Raw genomic sequence first — 18415 nt, 5'->3', positions numbered from 1 at the left:
ACCATACGATGGATGCCGGCCAGCGGCCGGCACTACCGTGGCCCCAAGCGGGCCGGCTGCGTCAACCCTGCTTGCGAACGGGTGCGCCGTTGGCCTTGTAGTACGGCGCGGTGCTACGGGCGAGCGGGGTGCGGCCGCGGATCACGTCGGCCAGCTTCTCGGCCATCATGATGGTCGGCGCGTTGAGGTTGCCGGTCACCACCTGCGGCATGATCGAGGCATCGACGATGCGCAGGCCTTCCAGCCCGTGTACGCGGCCCTGGCCATCGACCACCGCCATCGGATCGTCGGCATGGCCCATCTTGTTCGAGCACGACGGGTGATAGGCAGTCTCGGCGTGCTCGCGCACGAACGCATCGATCTGCGCGTCGGTCTGCAGCGCGCTTCCCGGCGAAATCTCGCGGCCGCTGTACGGGGCCAGCGCCGGCTGCGCGAAGATCTCGCGGGTGATGCGGATCGCCGCACGGAACTCGCGCCAGTCCTGGTCGTGCGACATGTAGTTGAACAGGATGCTCGGATGTTCGCGCGGGTCCTTCGAGCGCACGTGGATGCGGCCGCGGCTGGGTGAGCGCATCGAACCGACGTGCATCTGGAAGCTGTGCGCCTTGATCGGGTTGGAGCCGTTGTAATTGATCGCCACCGGCAGGAAGTGGTACTGCAGGTTCGGCCAGTCGAATTCGGCGTCGCTGCGGATGAAGCCACCGGCCTCGAACTGGTTGCTGGCGCCGATGCCGGTGCCCAGGAACAGCCACTCGGCACCGATCGCCGGCTGGTTGTACAGCTTCAGTGCCGGCGCCAGCGACACCGGCTTCTTGCACTCGTACTGCAGGTACATCTCAAGGTGGTCCTGCAGGTTGGCGCCGACGCCCGGCAGGTGGTGCACCAGGTCGATGTCCAGGCTGCGCAGCAGGTCGGCCGGGCCGACGCCCGAGCGCTGCAGGATCTGCGGCGAGGCGATGGCGCCGCCGCACAGCAGCACTTCGCGGCGGGCGGTGGCGCGCTGCGGCTGGTCGCTGTGCAGCCACTGCACGCCCACGGCGCGCTTGCCCGAGAACAGGATGCGGTCGGTCAGCGCGTGGGTGACGATGGTCAGGTTCGGGCGCGGCTTGGCCAGGTCCAGGTAGCCGCGGGCGGTGCTGGAACGACGGCCCTTCGGGGTCACCGTGCGGTCCATCGGGCCGAAACCTTCCTGCTGGTAGCCGTTGAGGTCGTCGGTGCGCGGGTAGCCGGCCTGCACGCCGGCTTCGACCATCGCAGCGAACAGCTCGTTGTTGCCGGCCTTGGGCGTGGTAACGCGCAGCGGGCCGTCGCCACCGTGGTAGTCATTGGGGCCGATATCACGGGTTTCGGCCTTGCGGAAGTAGGGCAGGCAGTCCAGGTAGGTCCAGTCTTCCAGGCCCGGCATGCTGGCCCAGTTGTCATAGTCCATCGCGTTGCCGCGGATGTAGCACATGCCGTTGATCAGCGACGAGCCGCCCAGGCCCTTGCCGCGGCCGCAGTCCATGCGGCGGTTGTTCATGAAGGGCTCCGGATCGGTCTTGTACGCCCAGTTGTAGCGCTTGCCCTGCAGTGGGAAGGCCAGTGCCGCCGGCATCTGGGTACGGAAGTCGAGCCGGTAGTCCGGGCCACCGGCTTCCAGCAGCAGCACGCTGACATCGGCATCTTCGGTGAGGCGGGTAGCCAGCACGTTGCCGGCCGAACCGGCGCCGATGATGATGTAGTCGTACTCGTTGTGGGTGCTCATGGGTGTCTCCTGCAGGCCGGGGCGCGCTGCATGCAGGCGTCCCGGCGGGATGTCGGATCGGCGCGGTGGCCGGACGATGGGGCGTGCTGGCGGCGCGCCGGTCAGAACACGCTGGCGTAGTCGCCCAGCTCGACCTGCACCGACTTGATGCGGGTGTAGTGGCCGAGGGTCGAGATGCCGTTCTCGCGGCCGACGCCGGATTCCTTGTAGCCACCGACCGGCATTTCGGCCGGCGATTCGCCCCAGGTGTTGATCCAGCAGATGCCGGCTTCCAGGCGGTGGATGATGCGGTGGGCGCGGCTGACGTCCTTGCTGACCACGCCGGCGGCGAGGCCGAAGGTGGTGTCGTTGGCACGACGCACCACTTCGTCTTCGTCGTCGTAGGCGAGGATGCTCATCACCGGCCCGAAGATCTCTTCCCGGACAATCGTCATGTCATCGCGGCAGTCGGAGAACACGGTCGGCAGCACGTACGCGCCATTGGCCAGCGCGCCTTCGGTGGCACGGCCGCCGCCGGTCAGCAGGCGGGCGCCTTCGGCCTTGCCGCTTTCGATGTAGCGCAGCACGTTTTCCATGTGCGGGAAGCTGGTCAGCGGGCCGAAGTTGGTCTCGGCGGCCATCGGGTCGCCGATGCGGATGCGCTTGACGCGCTCGACAACGGCGGCCTCGAACGCGGCCAGCATGCTGCGCGGCACGAACACGCGGGTGCCGTTGGTGCAGACCTGGCCGGAGCTGAAGAAGTTGGCCATCACCGCGATGTCGGCGGCGCGGTCCAGGTCGGCGTCATCGCAGATCACCAGCGGCGACTTGCCGCCCAGCTCCATGGTCACTTCCTTCAGCGACGAGGACGCCGCGCTGGCCATGACCTTCTTGCCGGTGGCGACGCCGCCGGTGAAGGAAATCTTCTCGATCACCGGGTGCTCGGTCAGCCACTGCCCGATCTCGCGGCCCGGGCCCTGCACGACGTTGAACACGCCGGCCGGCACGCCGGCTTCGGTGTAGATCTCGGCCAGCCGGATCGCGGTCAACGGGGTCACTTCGGACGGCTTGAACACCATCGCATTGCCGGCGGCGAGGGCCGGGGCCGACTTCCACATGGCGATCTGGATCGGGTAGTTCCAGGCGCCGATGCCGGCCACCACGCCCAGCGGTTCGCGGCGGGTGTAGAAGAAGCTCGATTCGCGCAGCGGCAGCTGGATGCCTTCGATGGCGGTGGCCAGGCCAGCGTAGTACTCGACCACGTCGGCGCCGGTGACGATGTCCACGGTGGTGGTCTCGGCCAGCGCCTTGCCGGTGTCCAGGGTTTCCAGGTGGGCCAGTTCGTCGTTGCGCTCGCGCAGGAGCTCGACGGCGCGGCGCAGGATGCGCGAGCGCTCCATGGCCGTCATCGCGGCCCACACCTTCTGGCCTTCGGCCGCGCTCTGCACGGCGCGCTCGACGTCGGCCTGGCTGGCAACCTGCACTTCGGCGATCACCTCACCGGTGGCCGGGTTGACGGTCTTGAAGGTCTTGCCGCTGGTGGCATCGACGCGCTGGCCGTGGATGTAGAGCTGTTGGACGGGCAGGGTGGTCATGGGGCGTACTCCTTGGAAGGGGGCGGGTGCTGAAGCGCTTATAGCGCGGCAGCCTGCAACTGGAAGTCGATGTAGCCGTAGGCGATGCGCCGCGACTTGTCGGCGTTGAACTGGCCGCCGACCAGGCTGCCACGCAGCCACAGGCCGTCGATCATCGCGGCCAGGCCACGGGCGGCCAGGCGGGCCTGCGGGTGGGGCAGCAGGCGGTTGAACTGGTGGCACAGGTTGGAGAACAGGCGCTGGTCGTTGGCGCGCTGCAGCCGGGCCAGTTCCGGCTGGTGCATGCTGGCGGCCCAGAACGTGAGCCAGACGCGCATTGCGGTACCGTTGATCTGGCTGTCGTCGAAGTTGCCATCGACGATGGCACGCAACTGCTCGCGGGGGTCATCGCTGGCCTCGGCGCGGTAGCGGGCGACGGCGTCCTTCAGTTCGCGCAGGATCTGCCGCATTGCAGCATTGAGCAGGCCGTCCTTGTCGCCGAAGTAGTGGGCGACGATGCCGCTGGACAGCCCTGCCTTCTTCGCGATGGTGGCGACGGTCGCGTCGGCCATGCCGATCTCGTCGATGGTCTGGAAAGTGGCCCGGATAAGCTGTTCGCGCCGTACCGGTTCCACGCCTTTCTTCGGCATTGTCTCTCCACGGATTGCGACCCGAAGGATCGGCTGCCCGCCATTATGCTTTTTATTGATTGAACGTTCAATCAATAAACCCTAGGATGCGCTCGCGCCCCACGCCATGGGCCCGGTTTACCGGTCCGGCCCCGCCCATGTGCTCCCCCGGACTGATGAGACGATCCCATGTCTTCCCTGGCTCATCCCAAGCGTTCGCCCTTGCGCTTGAACCGTTTTGTCTTTCTCAGCTCCTCGGTGTCGATCGGCATCCTCGGGCTGCTCACCGTTCTCTATCCCGAAGGCAGCGAGCACTGGCTGCAATGGGCGCAGGCCGAGGTGTCGGCCGCGTTCGGCTGGTGGTACATGCTGCTGATCGTGCTGTGCCTGGGCTTCGTGCTGTGGCTGGCGTTCTCGCCGTATGGCCGCATCCGCCTGGGCCACAACGAGGAGTCACCGGCCTTCGGCTACGTTGCGTGGGTCTCGATGCTGTTCTCGGCCGGCATCGGCATCGCGCTGCTGTACTACGGCGCCTACGAGCCGCTGGACCATTTCCTGCATCCGCCCGGGCAACCCGGCGGGACCGTGGCCGCCGGCCGCGAAGCGATGGTGCTGACCTTCCTGCACTGGGGCCTGCACGGCTGGGCGCTGTACGCGCTGGTCGGCGTGGCGCTGGGCTACTTCGCGTACCGCCGCGACCTGCCGCTGGCGCTGCGCTCGGCGCTGTACCCGATCTTCGGTGAGCGCATCCACGGTCGCATCGGCGACATGGTCGATGGTTTCGGCATCCTGGCCACGCTGATCTCGATGGTGACCAACCTCGGCATCGGCGCGCTGGTGGTGCAGTCCGGCCTGGTCTACCTGTTCCACATCCCGGATACGCCGCAGGTGCTGGTGGCCATCGTGCTGGTGATGATGGTGGTGGCCACCATCGGCGTGGTCGCCGGTGTGGAAAAGGGCATTGCCTGGCTGTCCAACCTCAACGTGCGCCTGCTGTGTGGCCTGCTGCTGTTCGTGCTGGTCACCGGCCCGACCCTGCACCTGTTCGATGGCCTGATCCAGAATACTGGTGATTATCTCGGCGCGTTCGTGCGCAAGAGCTTCGACATGTACCTCAACGACCCGAAGGGCCGTGAGTGGATGGGCTCGTGGACGCTGTTCTACTGGGCCTGGTGGATCGCCTGGGCGCCGTTCGTCGGCCTTTTCGTGGCACGCATCTCGCGCGGCCGCACCATCCGCGAAGTGATCATGGGCGTGCTGCTGATCCCGCTCGGCTTCACCCTGGCCTGGCTGTCGATCTTCGGCAACACCGCCATCGACCTGGTGCTCAACCACGGCCAGGCGATCCTGGGTGAGGTGGCCCAGCACGATGCGGCGATGACGCTGTTCAAGCTGCTGGAATACCTGCCCGGCGCGCCGTACGTGGCAGGTGCTGCGGTGGTGATCGGCTTCGTGCTGTTCCTGACCCCGGTCGACTCGGGCACGCTGATGATCGCCAACCTGTGCACCCGTCGCGTTGACGATGGTGTGGAAGACGGCCATGACGCGCCGATCTGGCTGCGCGTGTTCTGGGCGGCCGGCATCACCGTGGCCAGCGTCGGCCTGCTGCTGGCCGGCAATTTCAGTGCGATGCAGACGGCGGTGGTGCTGTGTGGCTTGCCGTTCTCGTTCACCCTGGCGTTCTACATGTGGGGCCTGCTGAAGGCGCTGCGCACCGACCCGGACGCACCCCGCCGCTGAGCGCCTCTGTAGAGCCGAGCCCACGCTCGGCTGCTGTTGGCGCAGAAGCAGACGAGCGCAGGCTCGGCTCTACAGGGGTGGCATCGCAGACGGAAAGGGCCGGACCCGCAAGGATCCGGCCCTTTTCCGTTACTTGGCTGCCAGCTGGCGCAGCACGTACTGCAGCAGGCCGCCATGACGGAAGTACTCGACTTCCTTCGGGGTCAGCAGCATCACCGAGACCTCGAAGGTCTTCTTCGTGCCATCGGCCTTGGTCGCGGTGACCGTGGCGCGCTTGCTGGCACCGTCCTGCAGGCCGGTGATGTCGATCACTTCCGAGCCGTCCAGGCCCAGGCTCTGCGCGTTCTCGCCGTTGCGGAACTGCAGCGGCAGCACGCCCATGCCGACCAGGTTGGAGCGGTGGATGCGCTCGAAGCTTTCGGCGATGACCGCTTTCACCCCCAGCAGCAGGGTGCCCTTGGCCGCCCAGTCGCGCGACGAACCGGTGCCGTATTCCTTGCCGGCCAGCACCACCAGCGGCACCTTGTCGGCCTTGTACTTCATGGCCGCATCGTAGATCGCCAGCTTCTCCGGCTGACCGCCGCCGGCCGGGTAGTACAGGGTGTTGCCGCCTTCCTCGCCACCGAACATCAGGTTCTTGATGCGGATGTTGGCGAAGGTGCCGCGGACCATCACGTCATCGTTGCCGCGGCGGCTGCCGTAGCTGTTGAAGTCGGCCGGCTGCACGCCGCGTTCCTGCAGGAAGCGGCCTGCCGGTGAGTCCTTCTTGATGTTGCCGGCCGGGGAGATGTGGTCGGTGGTGATCGAATCGCCGAACAGGCCCATCACGCGTGCACCATGCACGTCATCGATGCTGCCGGTCTGCATGGTCATGCCATCGAAGTACGGCGGGTTCTTGATGTAGGTGGAGGCATCGCTCCACGCGTACAGGTTGCCGTCCGGCGAGGCGATGGTGTTCCAGCGGGTGTCGCCCTTGAACACGTCGGCGTAGTTCTGCTTGAACATCTCCGGGCCGATGGTGGCGGCGATGACATCGCCGATTTCCTTGTTGCTCGGCCAGATGTCGCGCAGGAACACCGGCTGGCCATCGCTGCCGGTGCCCAGCGGCTGGGTGGTCAGGTCGATGTCGGTGGTGCCGGCGATGGCATAGGCCACCACCAGCGGCGGGCTGGCCAGGTAGTTCATCTTCACTTCGGGGTGCACGCGACCCTCGAAGTTGCGGTTGCCCGACAGCACCGAGGTGACCACCAGGTCGCCGGTGGCGATGCCGGCGCTGACTTCGGTCGGCAGCGGGCCGGAGTTGCCGATGCAGGTGGTGCAGCCGTAGCCGACCACGTAGAAGCCGATCTTCTCCAGCTCCTTCAGCACGCCGGCCTTTTCCAGGTAGTCCGTGACCACGCGCGAGCCCGGCCCGAGCGAGGTCTTCACCCACGGCTGGCGGTTCAGGCCCTTGGCGGCCGCATTGCGGGCCAGCAGGCCGGCACCGATCATCACCGCCGGGTTGGAGGTGTTGGTGCAGGAGGTGATGGCGGCGATGACCACCGCGCCATCCTTCAGCCGCACCTTGCGGCCTTCGATCTCGATGTCGGCGAAGCCCTTGGCCAGCTGCTCGTTGCCGACCGCCGCGCCGCCGCCTTCATTGACGAACGAGGAAACATCATCACTGCGCTTGTCGCGGTTGCTGGTCATGCCAACCAGTGCTTCGCGGTAGTTCTTCTGCACGTCCTCCAGCAGCACGCGGTCCTGCGGACGTTTCGGGCCGGCCAGCGACGGCTTCACCGTGCCCATGTCCAGTTCCAGCGTGGTGCTGTACTGGGCATGCGGGCTGCCCGGTTCGTGCCACAGGCCCTGTGCCTTGGCATAGGCTTCGACCAGGTCGATCTGCTCTTCGCTGCGGCCGGACAGGCGCAGGTAGTTCAGCGATTCGGCGTCGATCGGGAAGATGCCGCAGGTGGCGCCGTACTCCGGGGCCATGTTGCCGATGGTGGCTCGGTCGGCCAGCGGCAGGTGCTGCAGGCCGTCACCGTAGAACTCGACGAACTTGCCGACGACGCCCAGCTTGCGCAGCATCTGGGTGACGGTCAGCACCAGGTCCGTAGCGGTGGCACCCTCGGGCAGCTTGCCGGTCAGCTTGAAGCCGACCACCTGCGGAATCAGCATCGACGACGGTTGGCCGAGCATGGCGGCCTCGGCTTCGATGCCGCCCACGCCCCAGCCAAGCACGCCGATGCCGTTGATCATGGTGGTGTGGCTGTCGGTACCGAACACGGTATCGGGGTAGGCGACCGCCTTGCCGTCCTTGTCGGCGGTCATCACTACGCGGGCCAGGTTCTCCAGGTTCACCTGGTGGACGATGCCGGTGTTCGGCGGCACCACCTTGAAGTTGTCGAAGGCCTTCTGGCCCCAGCGCAGGAAGCCGTAGCGTTCCTGGTTGCGCTGGAATTCGATCTTGCCGTTGAGGTCCAGCGCGTCCGGCTTGCCGAACACATCGACCTGCACCGAGTGGTCGATGACCAGTTCGGAGGGGATCTGCGGGTTGATCTGCTCCGGCGAGCCGCCCAGCTTGACGACCGCGTCGCGCATCGCGGCCAGGTCGACCACGCAGGGCACGCCGGTGAAGTCCTGCAGGACCACGCGCGCCGGCATGAAGGCGATCTCGGTGTCCGGCTCGGCCGCCGGGTTCCAGCGGGCCACGGCTTCGATGTGGTCCTTGCCGACGGTGATACCGCCGTCCTCGTGCCGGAGCAGGTTCTCCAGCAGGATCTTCATCGAGTAGGGCAGGTGGGAGATATCGAAGCGCTGGCCCAGCGTGGGCAGGCTGAAGTAGTCGTAGGTCTTGCCGCCGACGTTCAGCTGGCTGCGGGTGGAGAACGAATCGCTCATGCGGGGTAACTCCTTCTTGCGGATGGCTTGCAGTGGCCCGCGCATGGGCGGGCCTGCTTGCGGTCGCCGCGGGCCTGACGGCCCCGGTCGTCCCAGTATGAACCTCAGACTGAATGGATTCATCCGGGCCGGGTTCCGGCCTGCGGCATCGGTTCCAGACTACAGGGGAAGGTGTATGGCGTATGTCACGTTTGTGGCCGATCCTTTGCGAGGCAAGGGCTGGCGGGGCGCCGGTCCTGTTCAGGGTGGAAGTATGCCCGGGGAAGTATGTATAATTTGTGCATACTCTGGAGGGCCTACCGATGGAAGCCACTGTTGCAGAACGCGGACAGATCACCCTGCCCAAGGCGGTGCGTGATGCCCTCGGCCTGACCAAGGGCACGCTGCTGAAGGTCGAGCTGGACGGCAGCCGCATCATCCTGCGCAAGAGTGTTGACGATGCGATTTCACGGGCGCGCGGCAAGTTTGCGCTGGACGGCTTCGAATCGTCCGACGCAGCGGTACGTGCGGTGCGTGACGAGGAATAAGCCGTGATGATCGCCGTCGATTCACCGGTGCTGGTCGAGCTGCTCAGCAATGGTCCGCAGGCCGATGCCGTGGAAGCCATCCTCCGGCAGAGCCTGGTCGGTGGCCGCGTGGTGGTCTGTGGCGCGACCCTGGCCGAGGTCTGCGCATCGCTGCGCGGCGGCGCCGAGGTGCTCGAAGCGCTGGAAGAAATGGGCGTGCACTTCAACCCGATGGAAGCCAAGTCGGCGCTGCGCGCCGGCGAGATGCACCGCCGTCATCGCCAGCGCGGCGGCAGCCGCCGCAGCCTGGACGAATTCATGGTCGGCGCCCACGCACTGCTGCAGTGTGACGGCCTGATCACCTGGAACGACACGTTTTACCGCGACTACTTCAAGGGCCTGAAGCTGATCGTGCCGCACGCCTGAGCCCACTTTGTTATTTCAACCTACGCATTACCCGGGAGTTGTCATGTTGGAAGCCTACCGCCACCACGTCGCCGAGCGCGCTGCGCTTGGCATCCCGCCGCTGCCGCTGAGCGCGCAGCAGACGGCCGATGTCATCGAACTGCTGAAGAACCCGCCGCAGGGCGAGGCCGAGTTCCTGCTCGACCTGCTGACCCATCGCGTGCCGGCCGGTGTCGATGACGCGGCCAAGGTCAAGGCCTCGTACCTGGCGGCGATCGCCCTGGGCAGCGAGCAGAACCCGCTGATCAGCCGCGAGCGCGCCACCGAACTGCTGGGCACCATGCTCGGCGGTTACAACGTGGCCCCGCTCGTGCAGCTGCTGGACGACGCCAGCGTCGGCACCATCGCCGCCAACGGCCTGAAGAAGACCCTGCTGGTGTTCGATGCGTTCCATGACGTGCAGGAAAAGGCCAAGGCCGGCAACGCCAACGCCCAGGCCGTGCTGCAGAGCTGGGCCGATGCCGAGTGGTTCACCAGCAATCCGGAAGTGCCGCAGAGCCTGACCGTCACCGTGTTCAAGGTGCCGGGCGAGACCAACACCGACGACCTGTCGCCGGCACCGGACGCGACCACCCGCCCGGACATTCCGATGCACGCCCTGGCGATGCTGAAGAACAAGCGCGACGACGCGCCGTTCACCCCGGAAGAAGACGGCAAGCGCGGCCCGATCCAGCAGATCCTTGACCTGAAGGACAAGGGCCATCTGGTCGCCTACGTCGGCGATGTGGTTGGCACCGGTTCCTCGCGCAAGTCGGCCACCAACAGCGTGCTGTGGTGGACCGGCGACGACATTCCGTTCATCCCGAACAAGCGCGCCGGTGGCGTCTGCCTGGGTTCGAAGATCGCCCCGATCTTCTACAACACCATGGAAGATGCCGGCGCGCTGCCGATCGAGCTGGACGTGTCGAAGATGGAACACGGCGATGTGATCGAGCTGCGTCCGTATGAAGGCAAGGCGCTGAAGAACGGTGAAGTGATCGCCGAGTTCCAGGTCAAGTCCGACGTGCTGTTCGACGAAGTGCGTGCCGGTGGCCGCATTCCGCTGATCATCGGCCGTGGCTTGACCGGCAAGGCGCGCGAAGCGCTGGGCCTGGCCCCGACCGATCTGTTCCGCCTGCCGGTGCAGCCGGTCGACACCGGCAAGGGCTTCTCGCTGGCGCAGAAGATGGTCGGCCGCGCCTGTGGCCTGCCGGAAGGCCAGGGCATGCGCCCGGGCACCTACTGCGAACCGAAGATGACCTCGGTGGGCTCGCAGGACACCACCGGCCCGATGACCCGCGACGAGCTGAAGGACCTGGCGTGCCTGGGCTTCTCGGCCGACCTGGTGATGCAGTCGTTCTGCCATACCGCCGCGTACCCGAAGCCGGTGGACGTGAAGACCCACCACACCCTGCCGGAGTTCATCTCCACCCGTGGCGGCGTTTCGCTGCGCCCGGGCGACGGCGTGATCCACAGCTGGCTCAACCGCATGCTGCTGCCGGACACCGTCGGCACCGGTGGTGACTCGCACACCCGTTTCCCGGTGGGTATTTCGTTCCCGGCCGGTTCGGGCCTGGTCGCCTTCGCCGCGGCCACCGGCGTGATGCCGCTGGACATGCCGGAGTCGGTGCTGGTGCGCTTCAAGGGCAAGATGCAGCCGGGCGTGACCCTGCGTGACCTGGTCAACGCGATCCCGCTGTACGCGATCAAGTCGGGCCTGCTGACCGTGGCCAAGGCTGGCAAGAAGAACATCTTCTCCGGTCGCATCCTGGAAATCGAAGGCCTGCCGGAGCTGAAGGTCGAGCAGGCGTTCGAACTGTCCGATGCCTCGGCCGAGCGTTCGGCGGCCGGTTGCTCGGTGCGCCTGAACAAGGAACCGATCATCGAGTACCTGACCAGCAACATCACCCTGCTGAAGTGGATGATTGCCGAGGGTTACCAGGACCCGCGTTCGCTGCAGCGTCGCATCGAGAAGATGGAAGCGTGGCTGGCCAACCCGCAGCTGCTGGAGCCGGATGCCGACGCCGAATACGCCGCCGTCATCGAGATCGACCTGGCCGACATCCATGAGCCGATCGTGGCCTGCCCGAACGACCCGGACGACGTGAAGACCCTGTCCGAAGTGGCCGGCGCCAAGATCGACGAAGTGTTCATCGGTTCGTGCATGACCAACATCGGTCACTTCCGCGCCGCTGCGAAGCTGCTGGAAGGCAAGCGTGACCTGCCGACCCGCCTGTGGGTGGCCCCGCCGACCAAGATGGATGCTTCGGAGCTGACCAAGGAAGGCGTGTACGGCACCTTCGGCGCTACCGGCGCGCGCATGGAAATGCCGGGCTGCTCGCTGTGCATGGGCAACCAGGCGCAGATCCGTGAAGGCTCCACCGCGATGTCGACCTCGACCCGCAACTTCCCGAACCGCCTGGGCCGCAACACCAACGTGTACCTGGGTTCGGCGGAACTGGCGGCGATCTGCTCGCGCCTGGGCCGCATCCCGACCAAGGAGGAGTACATGGCGGACATCGGCGTGATCAACGCCAATGGCGCGGAGATCTACCGCTACATGAACTTCGACCAGATCGAGGAATACCAGGACGTGGCCAAGACGGTCGCTGCCTGATGCGGTAGTGCCGGCCGCTGGCCGGCATCTCGTTGAAATGAAGAACCCCCGGTGAAAGCCGGGGGTTTTTTGTGGACAGGGCACTTTCGGAGAAATTGTAACGCGCGCGGGCAGGATGTTTCCCACGCCTGCAGGCCACTGTATGAAAACAGATAAGTTCGCTGAACGAGTAGGCTATGTAATTTTCAGTTCGGAAGATGATGAATACGTTGTAGGTCTGGATGGGGCGCTGCGCTCCCTGCAACGCGCTGCAGGCCTGCATCCGTTGAACCGCAGGATCGTCGAGTATCAAAGGCCCGGCGAAGCGGGGGTGCGTTTCATGATGCTGGAAGACGGCAGCATCTCGTCTTCCCTGTACTACCGACTTGCGCCTTTTCAAACCGCGGCAGGACTGGATGACCAACTGCTGTTGGCCCAAGCCGATGGAGGATGGGGTGTAATAGATCCTACGGGTGCTTGGCTGATTCCTCCTCGCTACCGTCGGATACAAACATTGGGTCCGAATCTGGTCGCGGCATTCGAACGACTGGGATATGACCCCGGGTATCACATACTCGATCTGCGCGGTAATGCGGTGGCTGATTTCACGCCGCATGATCCCTCACCGGAGTTTTTGGCGGATGGAACAAGGGTCTATGCCCTCTCACTGCGGGGTCGCTGGGGTCTGCTGGATGAGTCGGGGCGGTGGAGGCTGGCACCCCGCTACGGCTACGTGAGTGTTTCGAAGGGCTTGGTTTTCGTGCGTGACCGAAACAGTGCCGGTGATGTTACGGTTAATTTTCTTGACCCAGACACAGGAACGACGCTGTTCGAACAGGGATTTCTATCGATTCATCATCAAGCGGATGGTCTGTTTGAGACGTTGAAGACAGATCAGACCTTGGAGCTGATCAAGCTTGACGGGACCGTTCTGGCGAGCCTGCATCCACGCCAGCTGATAGTCGGACCATGACTGATTGGAGTCGCTGAAGCCTGGCGCGATTCAAATGGCTGACAGGACGTTCCTACATCGCATTACGACCAAGGGTAGGTTCATCGCCGATACCTTGATTGAAGCCTGGCGCGGTATTTCCTGCGCTTTGTCGTCAACTCGTCGATACAAAGGTTCCGGATAACTGCCCCGGATAGCTGTGCTCTTCTCGATTTTTTCAAGGCGATTGGCGATCATGTCCCGTTGAACTGAGATGCATCACCGGAACAGGGAAGCGGACAATGAAGGACATAAGTGGTTTGGCTGGATTCCATGGAGCGGGAAGGTCAGCTACCAAGCTGAAGCCAGTCGTCGAGTCATGGATGGAAATTCTTACCACGTATAGCCGGCGCAACTCGAACGATGCGCTCTGGTGGTACAACGAACGTGCGACGTTGAGCAGCCTTGCGGGCGCTGCGTGGAGGGTGAGTTCCGGCCGTTGGATGGCCATTGAGGAGTTCAGCAGTAGTAAGCGGGCACGTGTCCGCGCCAACTTGATGGAGGACAGCGCGCCACATGGCCGGGTGGAGAGTGGTTCAATCAGTCCGGGCAGAGTCGATCTGCTTTTGACAAATGGCAGGAACCAGTTTGCGATAGAGGCCAAGCAAGCGTGGCAGCCCATTGGTCGAGAGGCGGTCGATTGCCGTGTGCATATGCGCCGCGCGATGGCTGCAGCGTGGAAGGACGCAGGCCACCTGCTGCTTGACGAAGGTGATCACCGTTTGGCATGCACGTTTGTTGTTCCTTATATTGCACCGGGTATTGCCGATCGGGTAGGGGATGTAACCAGCATCATCGAAGGTTGGCTTGAACAGGAAATGTCGGGCCTGAAGGCGGACGCCATCGCTTATCACTTTCCCGGTTGTACCCGTGACCTCAGATCGATCAAGGAGTACGTCTATCCCGGTGTGGTTATGCTGCTCAGGGAGCGGAAGAGGGCCGTCAAGCGGGAAAGGCTGATACAGCAGTGAAAGTGGAGATCTTCCATGAGCCATGGTGCTCATGAATGCACGTTTTCCACTGGGGTTTCGGGCTTCGCCGGGCGACTTCCCGAGCTGTCTGGGCCGCATCCCGACCAAGGAAGAGTACATGGCCGATGTGGGCGTGATCGCCGCCAGCGGCGCGGAGACCTACCGCTACATGGACTTCGACCAGATCGAGGAATACCAGGACGCGGCCAAGACGGTCGCTGCCTGATCCTGCTGATCGGTTGATGATGTAAACGAAGAACCCCCGGTGAAAGCCGGGGGCTCTTCGTTATGCACCGGGCTAGACTTGCCGCTTCGTTTCTTGGAGTACACGGGTGTCGCAGGATCGATTGAGAGGGAGCCGCTCCCGCTGCTGGCGCTGCGTTGGCAGTGCGGTGGTGCTGGCCACGGTGATGATGGCCCACAGCGCCATGGCGCAGCAGGAGACGCAGCAAGCGGTTGTCGAGAACGTTCGCCCCCGCGCACGTGCCGGCATCAATCGTGATGGAGACCAAGCACAACAACCCGCCGCGCTATCCATCACAGGCCTTTCGCGATGAGAAAGAGGGCGAAGCGATCCTGATGGTGCAGGTGGCTGCCGACGGGCAGTAGGTCAGTGCCACCGTACTGCAGAGCACTGGCTGGCCGGAGCTGGACGAGGCCGCGCAGGCGGCGACTCGCAAGTGGCAGTACCTGCCGGCGAGCGAAGGCGGTGTGCCGGTGCCCGGAGAGATCCGCGTGCCGGTGTCGTTCAAGCTGTGGTGATGTTACGGGCGTGTCGAACGGGTTGCATGTGACGCTCGCGGCGCAACGCTGGAGTTCAATAGAGCCGAGCCTACGCGCGGCTTGCCGGTGCGGGCCTGAAAAGCAGCCGAGCGTGGGCTCGGCTCTACAGGGGCCTGTCAGCCGCGGGCGAGGGCGAGCAGGCGTTCGGCGATGCGTTCCAGTGGTACCTGTTCCTCAGCGGCACCGAGTTTGAACGCTGCCCCGGGCATGCCCCAGACCACGCTGGTGGCTTCGTCCTGCACCAACGTCGGCGCGCCGGCCTGGCGCATTTCCAGCAGGCCGCGTGCACCGTCATCGCCCATGCCGGTGAGGATGGCGCCGATGGCGTTGCCACCGGCGTTCTGCGCGACCGAACGGAACAGCACGTCCACTGCCGGCTTGTGGCGGTTCACTGCCGGGCCATCGTCGACGCGGCAGCGCCAGCGCGCACCGTCGCGGATGATCCGCAGGTGCTTGCCGCCCGGCGGCAGGTAGGCGTGGCCGGGCAGCACCGCTTCGCCGTCGCTGGCCTCACGTACCGCCATCGCCGAGTGGCGGTCCAGGCGTTCGGCGAAGGCACTGCTGAAGCTGGCCGGCAGGTGCTGGGTCATCACCACGGCGGGCGCGTCGGCAGGCATGCCTTCCAGCACCACGCGCAGCGCTTCGGTGCCGCCCGCCGAGGAACCGATCGCGATCAGCCGGTCGGTGGTGCGGAACTGCGGCGCGGCCGGGCGTATCGCGGGCGCGGCGTCCAGCATGAGCTTCGGCGCGGCAGCGCGCACCAGCGGACGTACCCGCGAGCGCGCCGCCATCTTGACCTTGGCGATGATCTCGTCGGCGTAGCCCTGCAGGCCGCGGGCCACGTCCAACTTCGGCTTGGACACGAAATCCACGGCGCCCAGCGCCAGTGCCTGCAGGGTGGTGTCGGCGCCGCGCTCGGTCAGCGAGGAGATCATCACCACCGGCAACGGGTGCAGGCGCATCAGGTTTTCCAGGAACGCCAGCCCGTCCATGCGCGGCATTTCCACGTCCAGGGTGATCACGTCCGGGGCCAGTCGCTTGATCTTTTCACGGGCCAGCAGCGGGTCGGCGGCGGTGCCGACCACGTCGATGGCGGGATCGCTGGACAGGATCTCGGTGAGCATCTGGCGCACGACGGCAGAGTCGTCGACGATCAGCACCCGGCAGGGGGCGTTGCCGGTAAAGGTCATTCGAACAGCTCCACGCCACCGGTGACCGGCGCCTTGGACAGGCGCGCACGCACCGCCGATTCGGTGGCGGCCACTTCGGCCTCATGCGCATGCGGCAGGCGCTGCACCACCACGCGGCCGGTGTCGGCGAAGAACCAGATCTTGCGCGGATGGATGCCGCACAGGTCCTCGGCGATGATCGGGATGTGCTCGGCCTGCAGGTACTGGCGCACGAACTCGGCGTTGCGGGTGCCCACTGGATTGCTGGTGAAGCCCTTGAGCACGTTGGCGCCGCCGAACACCTTGGCTTCGATGCGCTTGCGGTGGGCGCCCCGCTTGAGCATGTCGTTGATCAGCAGTTCCATCGCATAGCTGCCGTAGCGTGCGGGTGCGCCGTCACCGGCGTTGCCCTCCGGCAGCAGGAAGTGGTTCATGCCGCCGATCTTCAGCACCGGGTCGCGCAGGCACGCCGCCACGCAGGAGCCCAGCGTGGTGGTCAGCGCAGTGGTGTCATCGACCACCAGGTATTGGGTCGGCAGCAGCTTGGCGGCGATGGTCTGGAAGCGCGCATCCTGGTAGCGCATCACATCGTCGGTACGCAGCGAGGCATTCATGCGCCGGCCTTTGCCGCACGGCGGTACAGGGTGCGGCCGCAGGGCTGGATCAGGTCGGCGGCGTGCAGGTAGTTCTCCGAGTGGCCGGTGTAGAGCAGGCCGTCATCGGCCAGGTGCTGGACCAGGCGACCGAGGATGGCGCGCTGGGTCGGCTTGTCGAAGTAGATCATCACGTTGCGGCAGAACAGCGCGTCGAACGGGCCGCCGACGTCGTAGCGCGGGGCGAGCAGGTTCAATGGGCGGAACTCGATCAGTTCGCGCAGCGCCGGCAGCACGCGGCACTGGCCCTCGTTGGGGCCGCTGCCGCGCTGGAAGTAGCGGCGGCGCAGGTCCGGATCGAGGCTGGCGACGCGATCGATGTTGTAGACGCCGCGGCCGGCGGTGGCCAGCACCTGGGTATCGACGTCGGTGGCAATGATGCGTACCGGCGGCTTCAACGTGCCGAAGGCCTCGCAGGCGGTGATCGCCATCGAGTAGGGCTCTTCGCCGGTGGACGCCGCGCACGACCACAGCAGCAGTGGGGCGCGGCTGGAGCGCTGTTGGAGTTCCTCGCGCAGCTTGTCGAAGTGATGCGGTTCGCGGAAGAACGAGGTCAGGTTGGTGGTCAGCGCGTTGGTGAACGCCTGCCATTCGTCACCATCTTCCTGCTCCAGATGGTCCAGGTACTGCTGGAAGCTGCGCATGCCCAGCGTGCGCAGGCGGCGCGACAGGCGGCCATAGACCATGTCGCGCTTTGCCGGCGCGAGGGCGATGCCCACGCGCTGGTAGATCAGGTCGCAGACGCGGCGGAAATCGCGGTCGGCGAACTCGAATTCGCGCGGGCCGGTGACGATGGGGGTAGGACTTTGCACGGGGGACGTGTCCATCGGCAGAGGCGGCGGCCGCAGCCGCCGCGGGTGGGTCTCAGAATTCCTGCCAGTCGCTGTCGCTGGCGGCGAAGGTGCTGGCGTTGCTGCTGCGGCGGACCGGAGCGGGCGTGCTGGTCGGCTGCGGGCGTGCCACGGTGGTGATACGGGCCGGCTCCGCGCGCGCGGCCACGGCCTTCACTGCGGCGGACACCTGGTTGTCGAGGCGGAAGATCGCCACGGCGTCAGCCAGCTGGCCGGCCTGGTCCTCCATTGCGCGTGCCGCAGCAGTGGCTTCTTCCACCAACGCAGCATTCTGCTGGGTGGTTTCGTCCATCTGCACCACGGTCTGGTTGACCTGCTCGATGCCCGCCGACTGTTCCTGCGAGGCCGCAGAGATCTCGGCCATGATGTCGGTCACGCGCTGCACCGAGGCGACGATCTCGCCCATGGTCGCGCCGGCCTTGTGCACCAGCGCCGAGCCGTCGTTGACCTTGCCGACCGAGTCGTCGATCAGGCCCTTGATCTCCTTGGCGGCGGCGGCCGAGCGCTGGGCAAGGGTGCGCACTTCGCTGGCGACCACGGCGAAGCCGCGGCCCTGTTCGCCGGCACGCGCGGCTTCCACCGCGGCATTCAGTGCCAGGATGTTGGTCTGGAAGGCAATTCCGTCGATGACCGAGATGATCTCGGCGATCTTCTTCGACGAGGCTTCGATGGCCGACATGGTGGTGACCACCTGGCCGACCACTTCACCGCCCTGCGAGGCGACACCGTGCGCGCCGATGGCGAGCTGGTTGGCCTGGCGTGCGTGCTCGGCGTTCTGGCGCACGGTGGAGGTCAGTTCCTCCATCGAGGCGGCGGTTTCTTCCAGGTTGGCGGCCTGCTGCTCGGTGCGGCGCGACAGGTCGCTGTTGCCGGAGGCGATCTCGCCGGCGGCCAGGGTGATG

Annotated in this window: 16 protein-coding genes; 8 read left to right on the top strand and 8 right to left on the bottom strand. The window is 65.6% G+C overall.

Annotation, left to right across the window (positions count from 1 at the left end; all coding sequences use genetic code 11):
• Nucleotides 1-61: 61 nt before the first annotated feature.
• From betA to betI, 3 genes are all read right to left on the bottom strand, one after another.
• A complete protein-coding gene (gene betA, locus AC5P8F_RS10105) occupies nucleotides 62-1744 on the bottom strand; it encodes a choline dehydrogenase (RefSeq protein ID WP_014647009.1) in 1683 nt (560 codons plus the stop codon).
• A 101-nt stretch (nucleotides 1745-1845) separates the two neighbouring features.
• Nucleotides 1846-3318: a betaine-aldehyde dehydrogenase gene (betB, locus tag AC5P8F_RS10100; RefSeq protein WP_014647010.1), complete on the bottom strand. Its 1473-nt coding sequence runs from the start codon at nucleotides 3316-3318 to the stop codon at nucleotides 1846-1848.
• A gap of 38 nt (nucleotides 3319-3356) precedes the next feature.
• On the bottom strand, nucleotides 3357-3947 hold the full coding sequence (gene betI / locus AC5P8F_RS10095) for a transcriptional regulator BetI (protein WP_014647011.1): 591 nt from the start codon (nucleotides 3945-3947) through the stop codon (nucleotides 3357-3359).
• Nucleotides 3948-4115: 168 nt separating this feature from the next.
• Here betI and AC5P8F_RS10090 point away from each other — a divergent pair, with 168 nt between their 5' ends.
• Nucleotides 4116-5666: a BCCT family transporter gene (locus tag AC5P8F_RS10090; RefSeq protein WP_014647012.1), complete on the top strand. Its 1551-nt coding sequence runs from the start codon at nucleotides 4116-4118 to the stop codon at nucleotides 5664-5666.
• A 129-nt stretch (nucleotides 5667-5795) separates the two neighbouring features.
• Here AC5P8F_RS10090 and acnA read toward each other — a convergent pair whose 3' ends face one another.
• Nucleotides 5796-8549: an aconitate hydratase AcnA gene (gene acnA / locus AC5P8F_RS10085; RefSeq protein ID WP_069118468.1), complete on the bottom strand. Its 2754-nt coding sequence runs from the start codon at nucleotides 8547-8549 to the stop codon at nucleotides 5796-5798.
• Nucleotides 8550-8851: 302 nt separating this feature from the next.
• On the opposite strand from acnA, the gene AC5P8F_RS10080 reads away from it, so the two are divergent.
• The 7 genes from AC5P8F_RS10080 (at nucleotide 8852) to AC5P8F_RS10050 (ending at nucleotide 14819) form a co-directional block, all read left to right on the top strand.
• A complete protein-coding gene (locus tag AC5P8F_RS10080) occupies nucleotides 8852-9076 on the top strand; it encodes an AbrB/MazE/SpoVT family DNA-binding domain-containing protein (RefSeq protein ID WP_005409505.1) in 225 nt (74 codons plus the stop codon).
• 6 nt (nucleotides 9077-9082) lie between these two features.
• On the top strand, nucleotides 9083-9481 hold the full coding sequence (locus AC5P8F_RS10075) for a type II toxin-antitoxin system VapC family toxin (RefSeq protein WP_005416402.1): 399 nt from the start codon (nucleotides 9083-9085) through the stop codon (nucleotides 9479-9481).
• Nucleotides 9482-9524: 43 nt separating this feature from the next.
• Nucleotides 9525-12116 (top strand): bifunctional aconitate hydratase 2/2-methylisocitrate dehydratase, encoded by a 2592-nt coding sequence (acnB, locus tag AC5P8F_RS10070; protein WP_346601854.1) that lies wholly within the window; start codon nucleotides 9525-9527, stop codon nucleotides 12114-12116.
• Between the two features lie 142 nt (nucleotides 12117-12258).
• Complete coding sequence (locus AC5P8F_RS10065; protein ID WP_495228027.1) at nucleotides 12259-13068, top strand: WG repeat-containing protein; 810 nt, start codon at nucleotides 12259-12261, stop codon at nucleotides 13066-13068.
• A 341-nt stretch (nucleotides 13069-13409) separates the two neighbouring features.
• Entirely contained in the window at nucleotides 13410-14057 is a 648-nt protein-coding gene (locus AC5P8F_RS10060) for a hypothetical protein (RefSeq protein ID WP_262087539.1), read from the top strand.
• A 31-nt stretch (nucleotides 14058-14088) separates the two neighbouring features.
• Nucleotides 14089-14283, top strand: a complete 195-nt coding sequence (locus tag AC5P8F_RS10055) for a hypothetical protein (RefSeq protein ID WP_126412087.1) — start codon at nucleotides 14089-14091, stop codon at nucleotides 14281-14283.
• 398 nt (nucleotides 14284-14681) lie between these two features.
• Nucleotides 14682-14819 (top strand): TonB family protein, encoded by a 138-nt coding sequence (locus AC5P8F_RS10050; RefSeq protein WP_172601402.1) that lies wholly within the window; start codon nucleotides 14682-14684, stop codon nucleotides 14817-14819.
• Between the two features lie 137 nt (nucleotides 14820-14956).
• On the opposite strand, the gene AC5P8F_RS10045 is transcribed toward AC5P8F_RS10050, so the two are convergent.
• The 4 genes from AC5P8F_RS10045 to AC5P8F_RS10030 all read right to left on the bottom strand — a co-directional run.
• Nucleotides 14957-16030, bottom strand: coding sequence for a protein-glutamate methylesterase/protein-glutamine glutaminase (locus tag AC5P8F_RS10045; RefSeq protein WP_014647016.1), 1074 nt, complete (start codon nucleotides 16028-16030; stop codon nucleotides 14957-14959).
• Nucleotides 16027-16623 carry a chemoreceptor glutamine deamidase CheD gene (cheD, locus tag AC5P8F_RS10040; protein ID WP_014037083.1) on the bottom strand — a complete coding sequence of 199 codons (597 nt, stop codon included), beginning with the start codon at nucleotides 16621-16623 and terminating at the stop codon, nucleotides 16027-16029. The genes AC5P8F_RS10045 and cheD overlap by 4 nt, the downstream gene beginning before the upstream one ends.
• Nucleotides 16620-17489 (bottom strand): CheR family methyltransferase, encoded by an 870-nt coding sequence (locus AC5P8F_RS10035; RefSeq protein ID WP_049407415.1) that lies wholly within the window; start codon nucleotides 17487-17489, stop codon nucleotides 16620-16622. The genes cheD and AC5P8F_RS10035 overlap by 4 nt, the downstream gene beginning before the upstream one ends.
• A gap of 37 nt (nucleotides 17490-17526) precedes the next feature.
• The coding region (locus AC5P8F_RS10030; protein ID WP_495228025.1) for a methyl-accepting chemotaxis protein at nucleotides 17527-18415 on the bottom strand (889 nt) is incomplete at its 5' end.

It is taken from the genome of Stenotrophomonas sp. YJH_SMC_69 (genome assembly GCF_059370495.1).
The sequence above is the reverse complement of the archived record's forward strand: the minus strand, read 5'-3'. Positions and strand labels throughout refer to the sequence as shown.

Bases quoted from the DNA above. Each gene is read 5' to 3' on its own strand.
- acnB (WP_346601854.1), top strand. From the start codon at position 9,525: ATGTTGGAAGCCTACCGCCACCACGTCGCCGAGCGCGCTGCGCTTGGC.
- AC5P8F_RS10075 (WP_005416402.1), top strand. From the start codon at position 9,083: ATGATCGCCGTCGATTCACCGGTGCTGGTCGAGCTGCTCAGCAATGGT.
- betI (WP_014647011.1), bottom strand. From the start codon at position 3,947: ATGCCGAAGAAAGGCGTGGAACCGGTACGGCGCGAACAGCTTATCCGG.
- AC5P8F_RS10060 (WP_262087539.1), top strand. From the start codon at position 13,410: ATGGAAATTCTTACCACGTATAGCCGGCGCAACTCGAACGATGCGCTC.
- AC5P8F_RS10065 (WP_495228027.1), top strand. From the start codon at position 12,259: ATGAAAACAGATAAGTTCGCTGAACGAGTAGGCTATGTAATTTTCAGT.
- AC5P8F_RS10055 (WP_126412087.1), top strand. From the start codon at position 14,089: ATGAATGCACGTTTTCCACTGGGGTTTCGGGCTTCGCCGGGCGACTTC.
- AC5P8F_RS10045 (WP_014647016.1), bottom strand. From the start codon at position 16,030: ATGACCTTTACCGGCAACGCCCCCTGCCGGGTGCTGATCGTCGACGAC.
- cheD (WP_014037083.1), bottom strand. From the start codon at position 16,623: ATGAATGCCTCGCTGCGTACCGACGATGTGATGCGCTACCAGGATGCG.
- AC5P8F_RS10035 (WP_049407415.1), bottom strand. From the start codon at position 17,489: ATGGACACGTCCCCCGTGCAAAGTCCTACCCCCATCGTCACCGGCCCG.
- AC5P8F_RS10090 (WP_014647012.1), top strand. From the start codon at position 4,116: ATGTCTTCCCTGGCTCATCCCAAGCGTTCGCCCTTGCGCTTGAACCGT.
- betB (WP_014647010.1), bottom strand. From the start codon at position 3,318: ATGACCACCCTGCCCGTCCAACAGCTCTACATCCACGGCCAGCGCGTC.
- acnA (WP_069118468.1), bottom strand. From the start codon at position 8,549: ATGAGCGATTCGTTCTCCACCCGCAGCCAGCTGAACGTCGGCGGCAAG.
- betA (WP_014647009.1), bottom strand. From the start codon at position 1,744: ATGAGCACCCACAACGAGTACGACTACATCATCATCGGCGCCGGTTCG.
- AC5P8F_RS10080 (WP_005409505.1), top strand. From the start codon at position 8,852: ATGGAAGCCACTGTTGCAGAACGCGGACAGATCACCCTGCCCAAGGCG.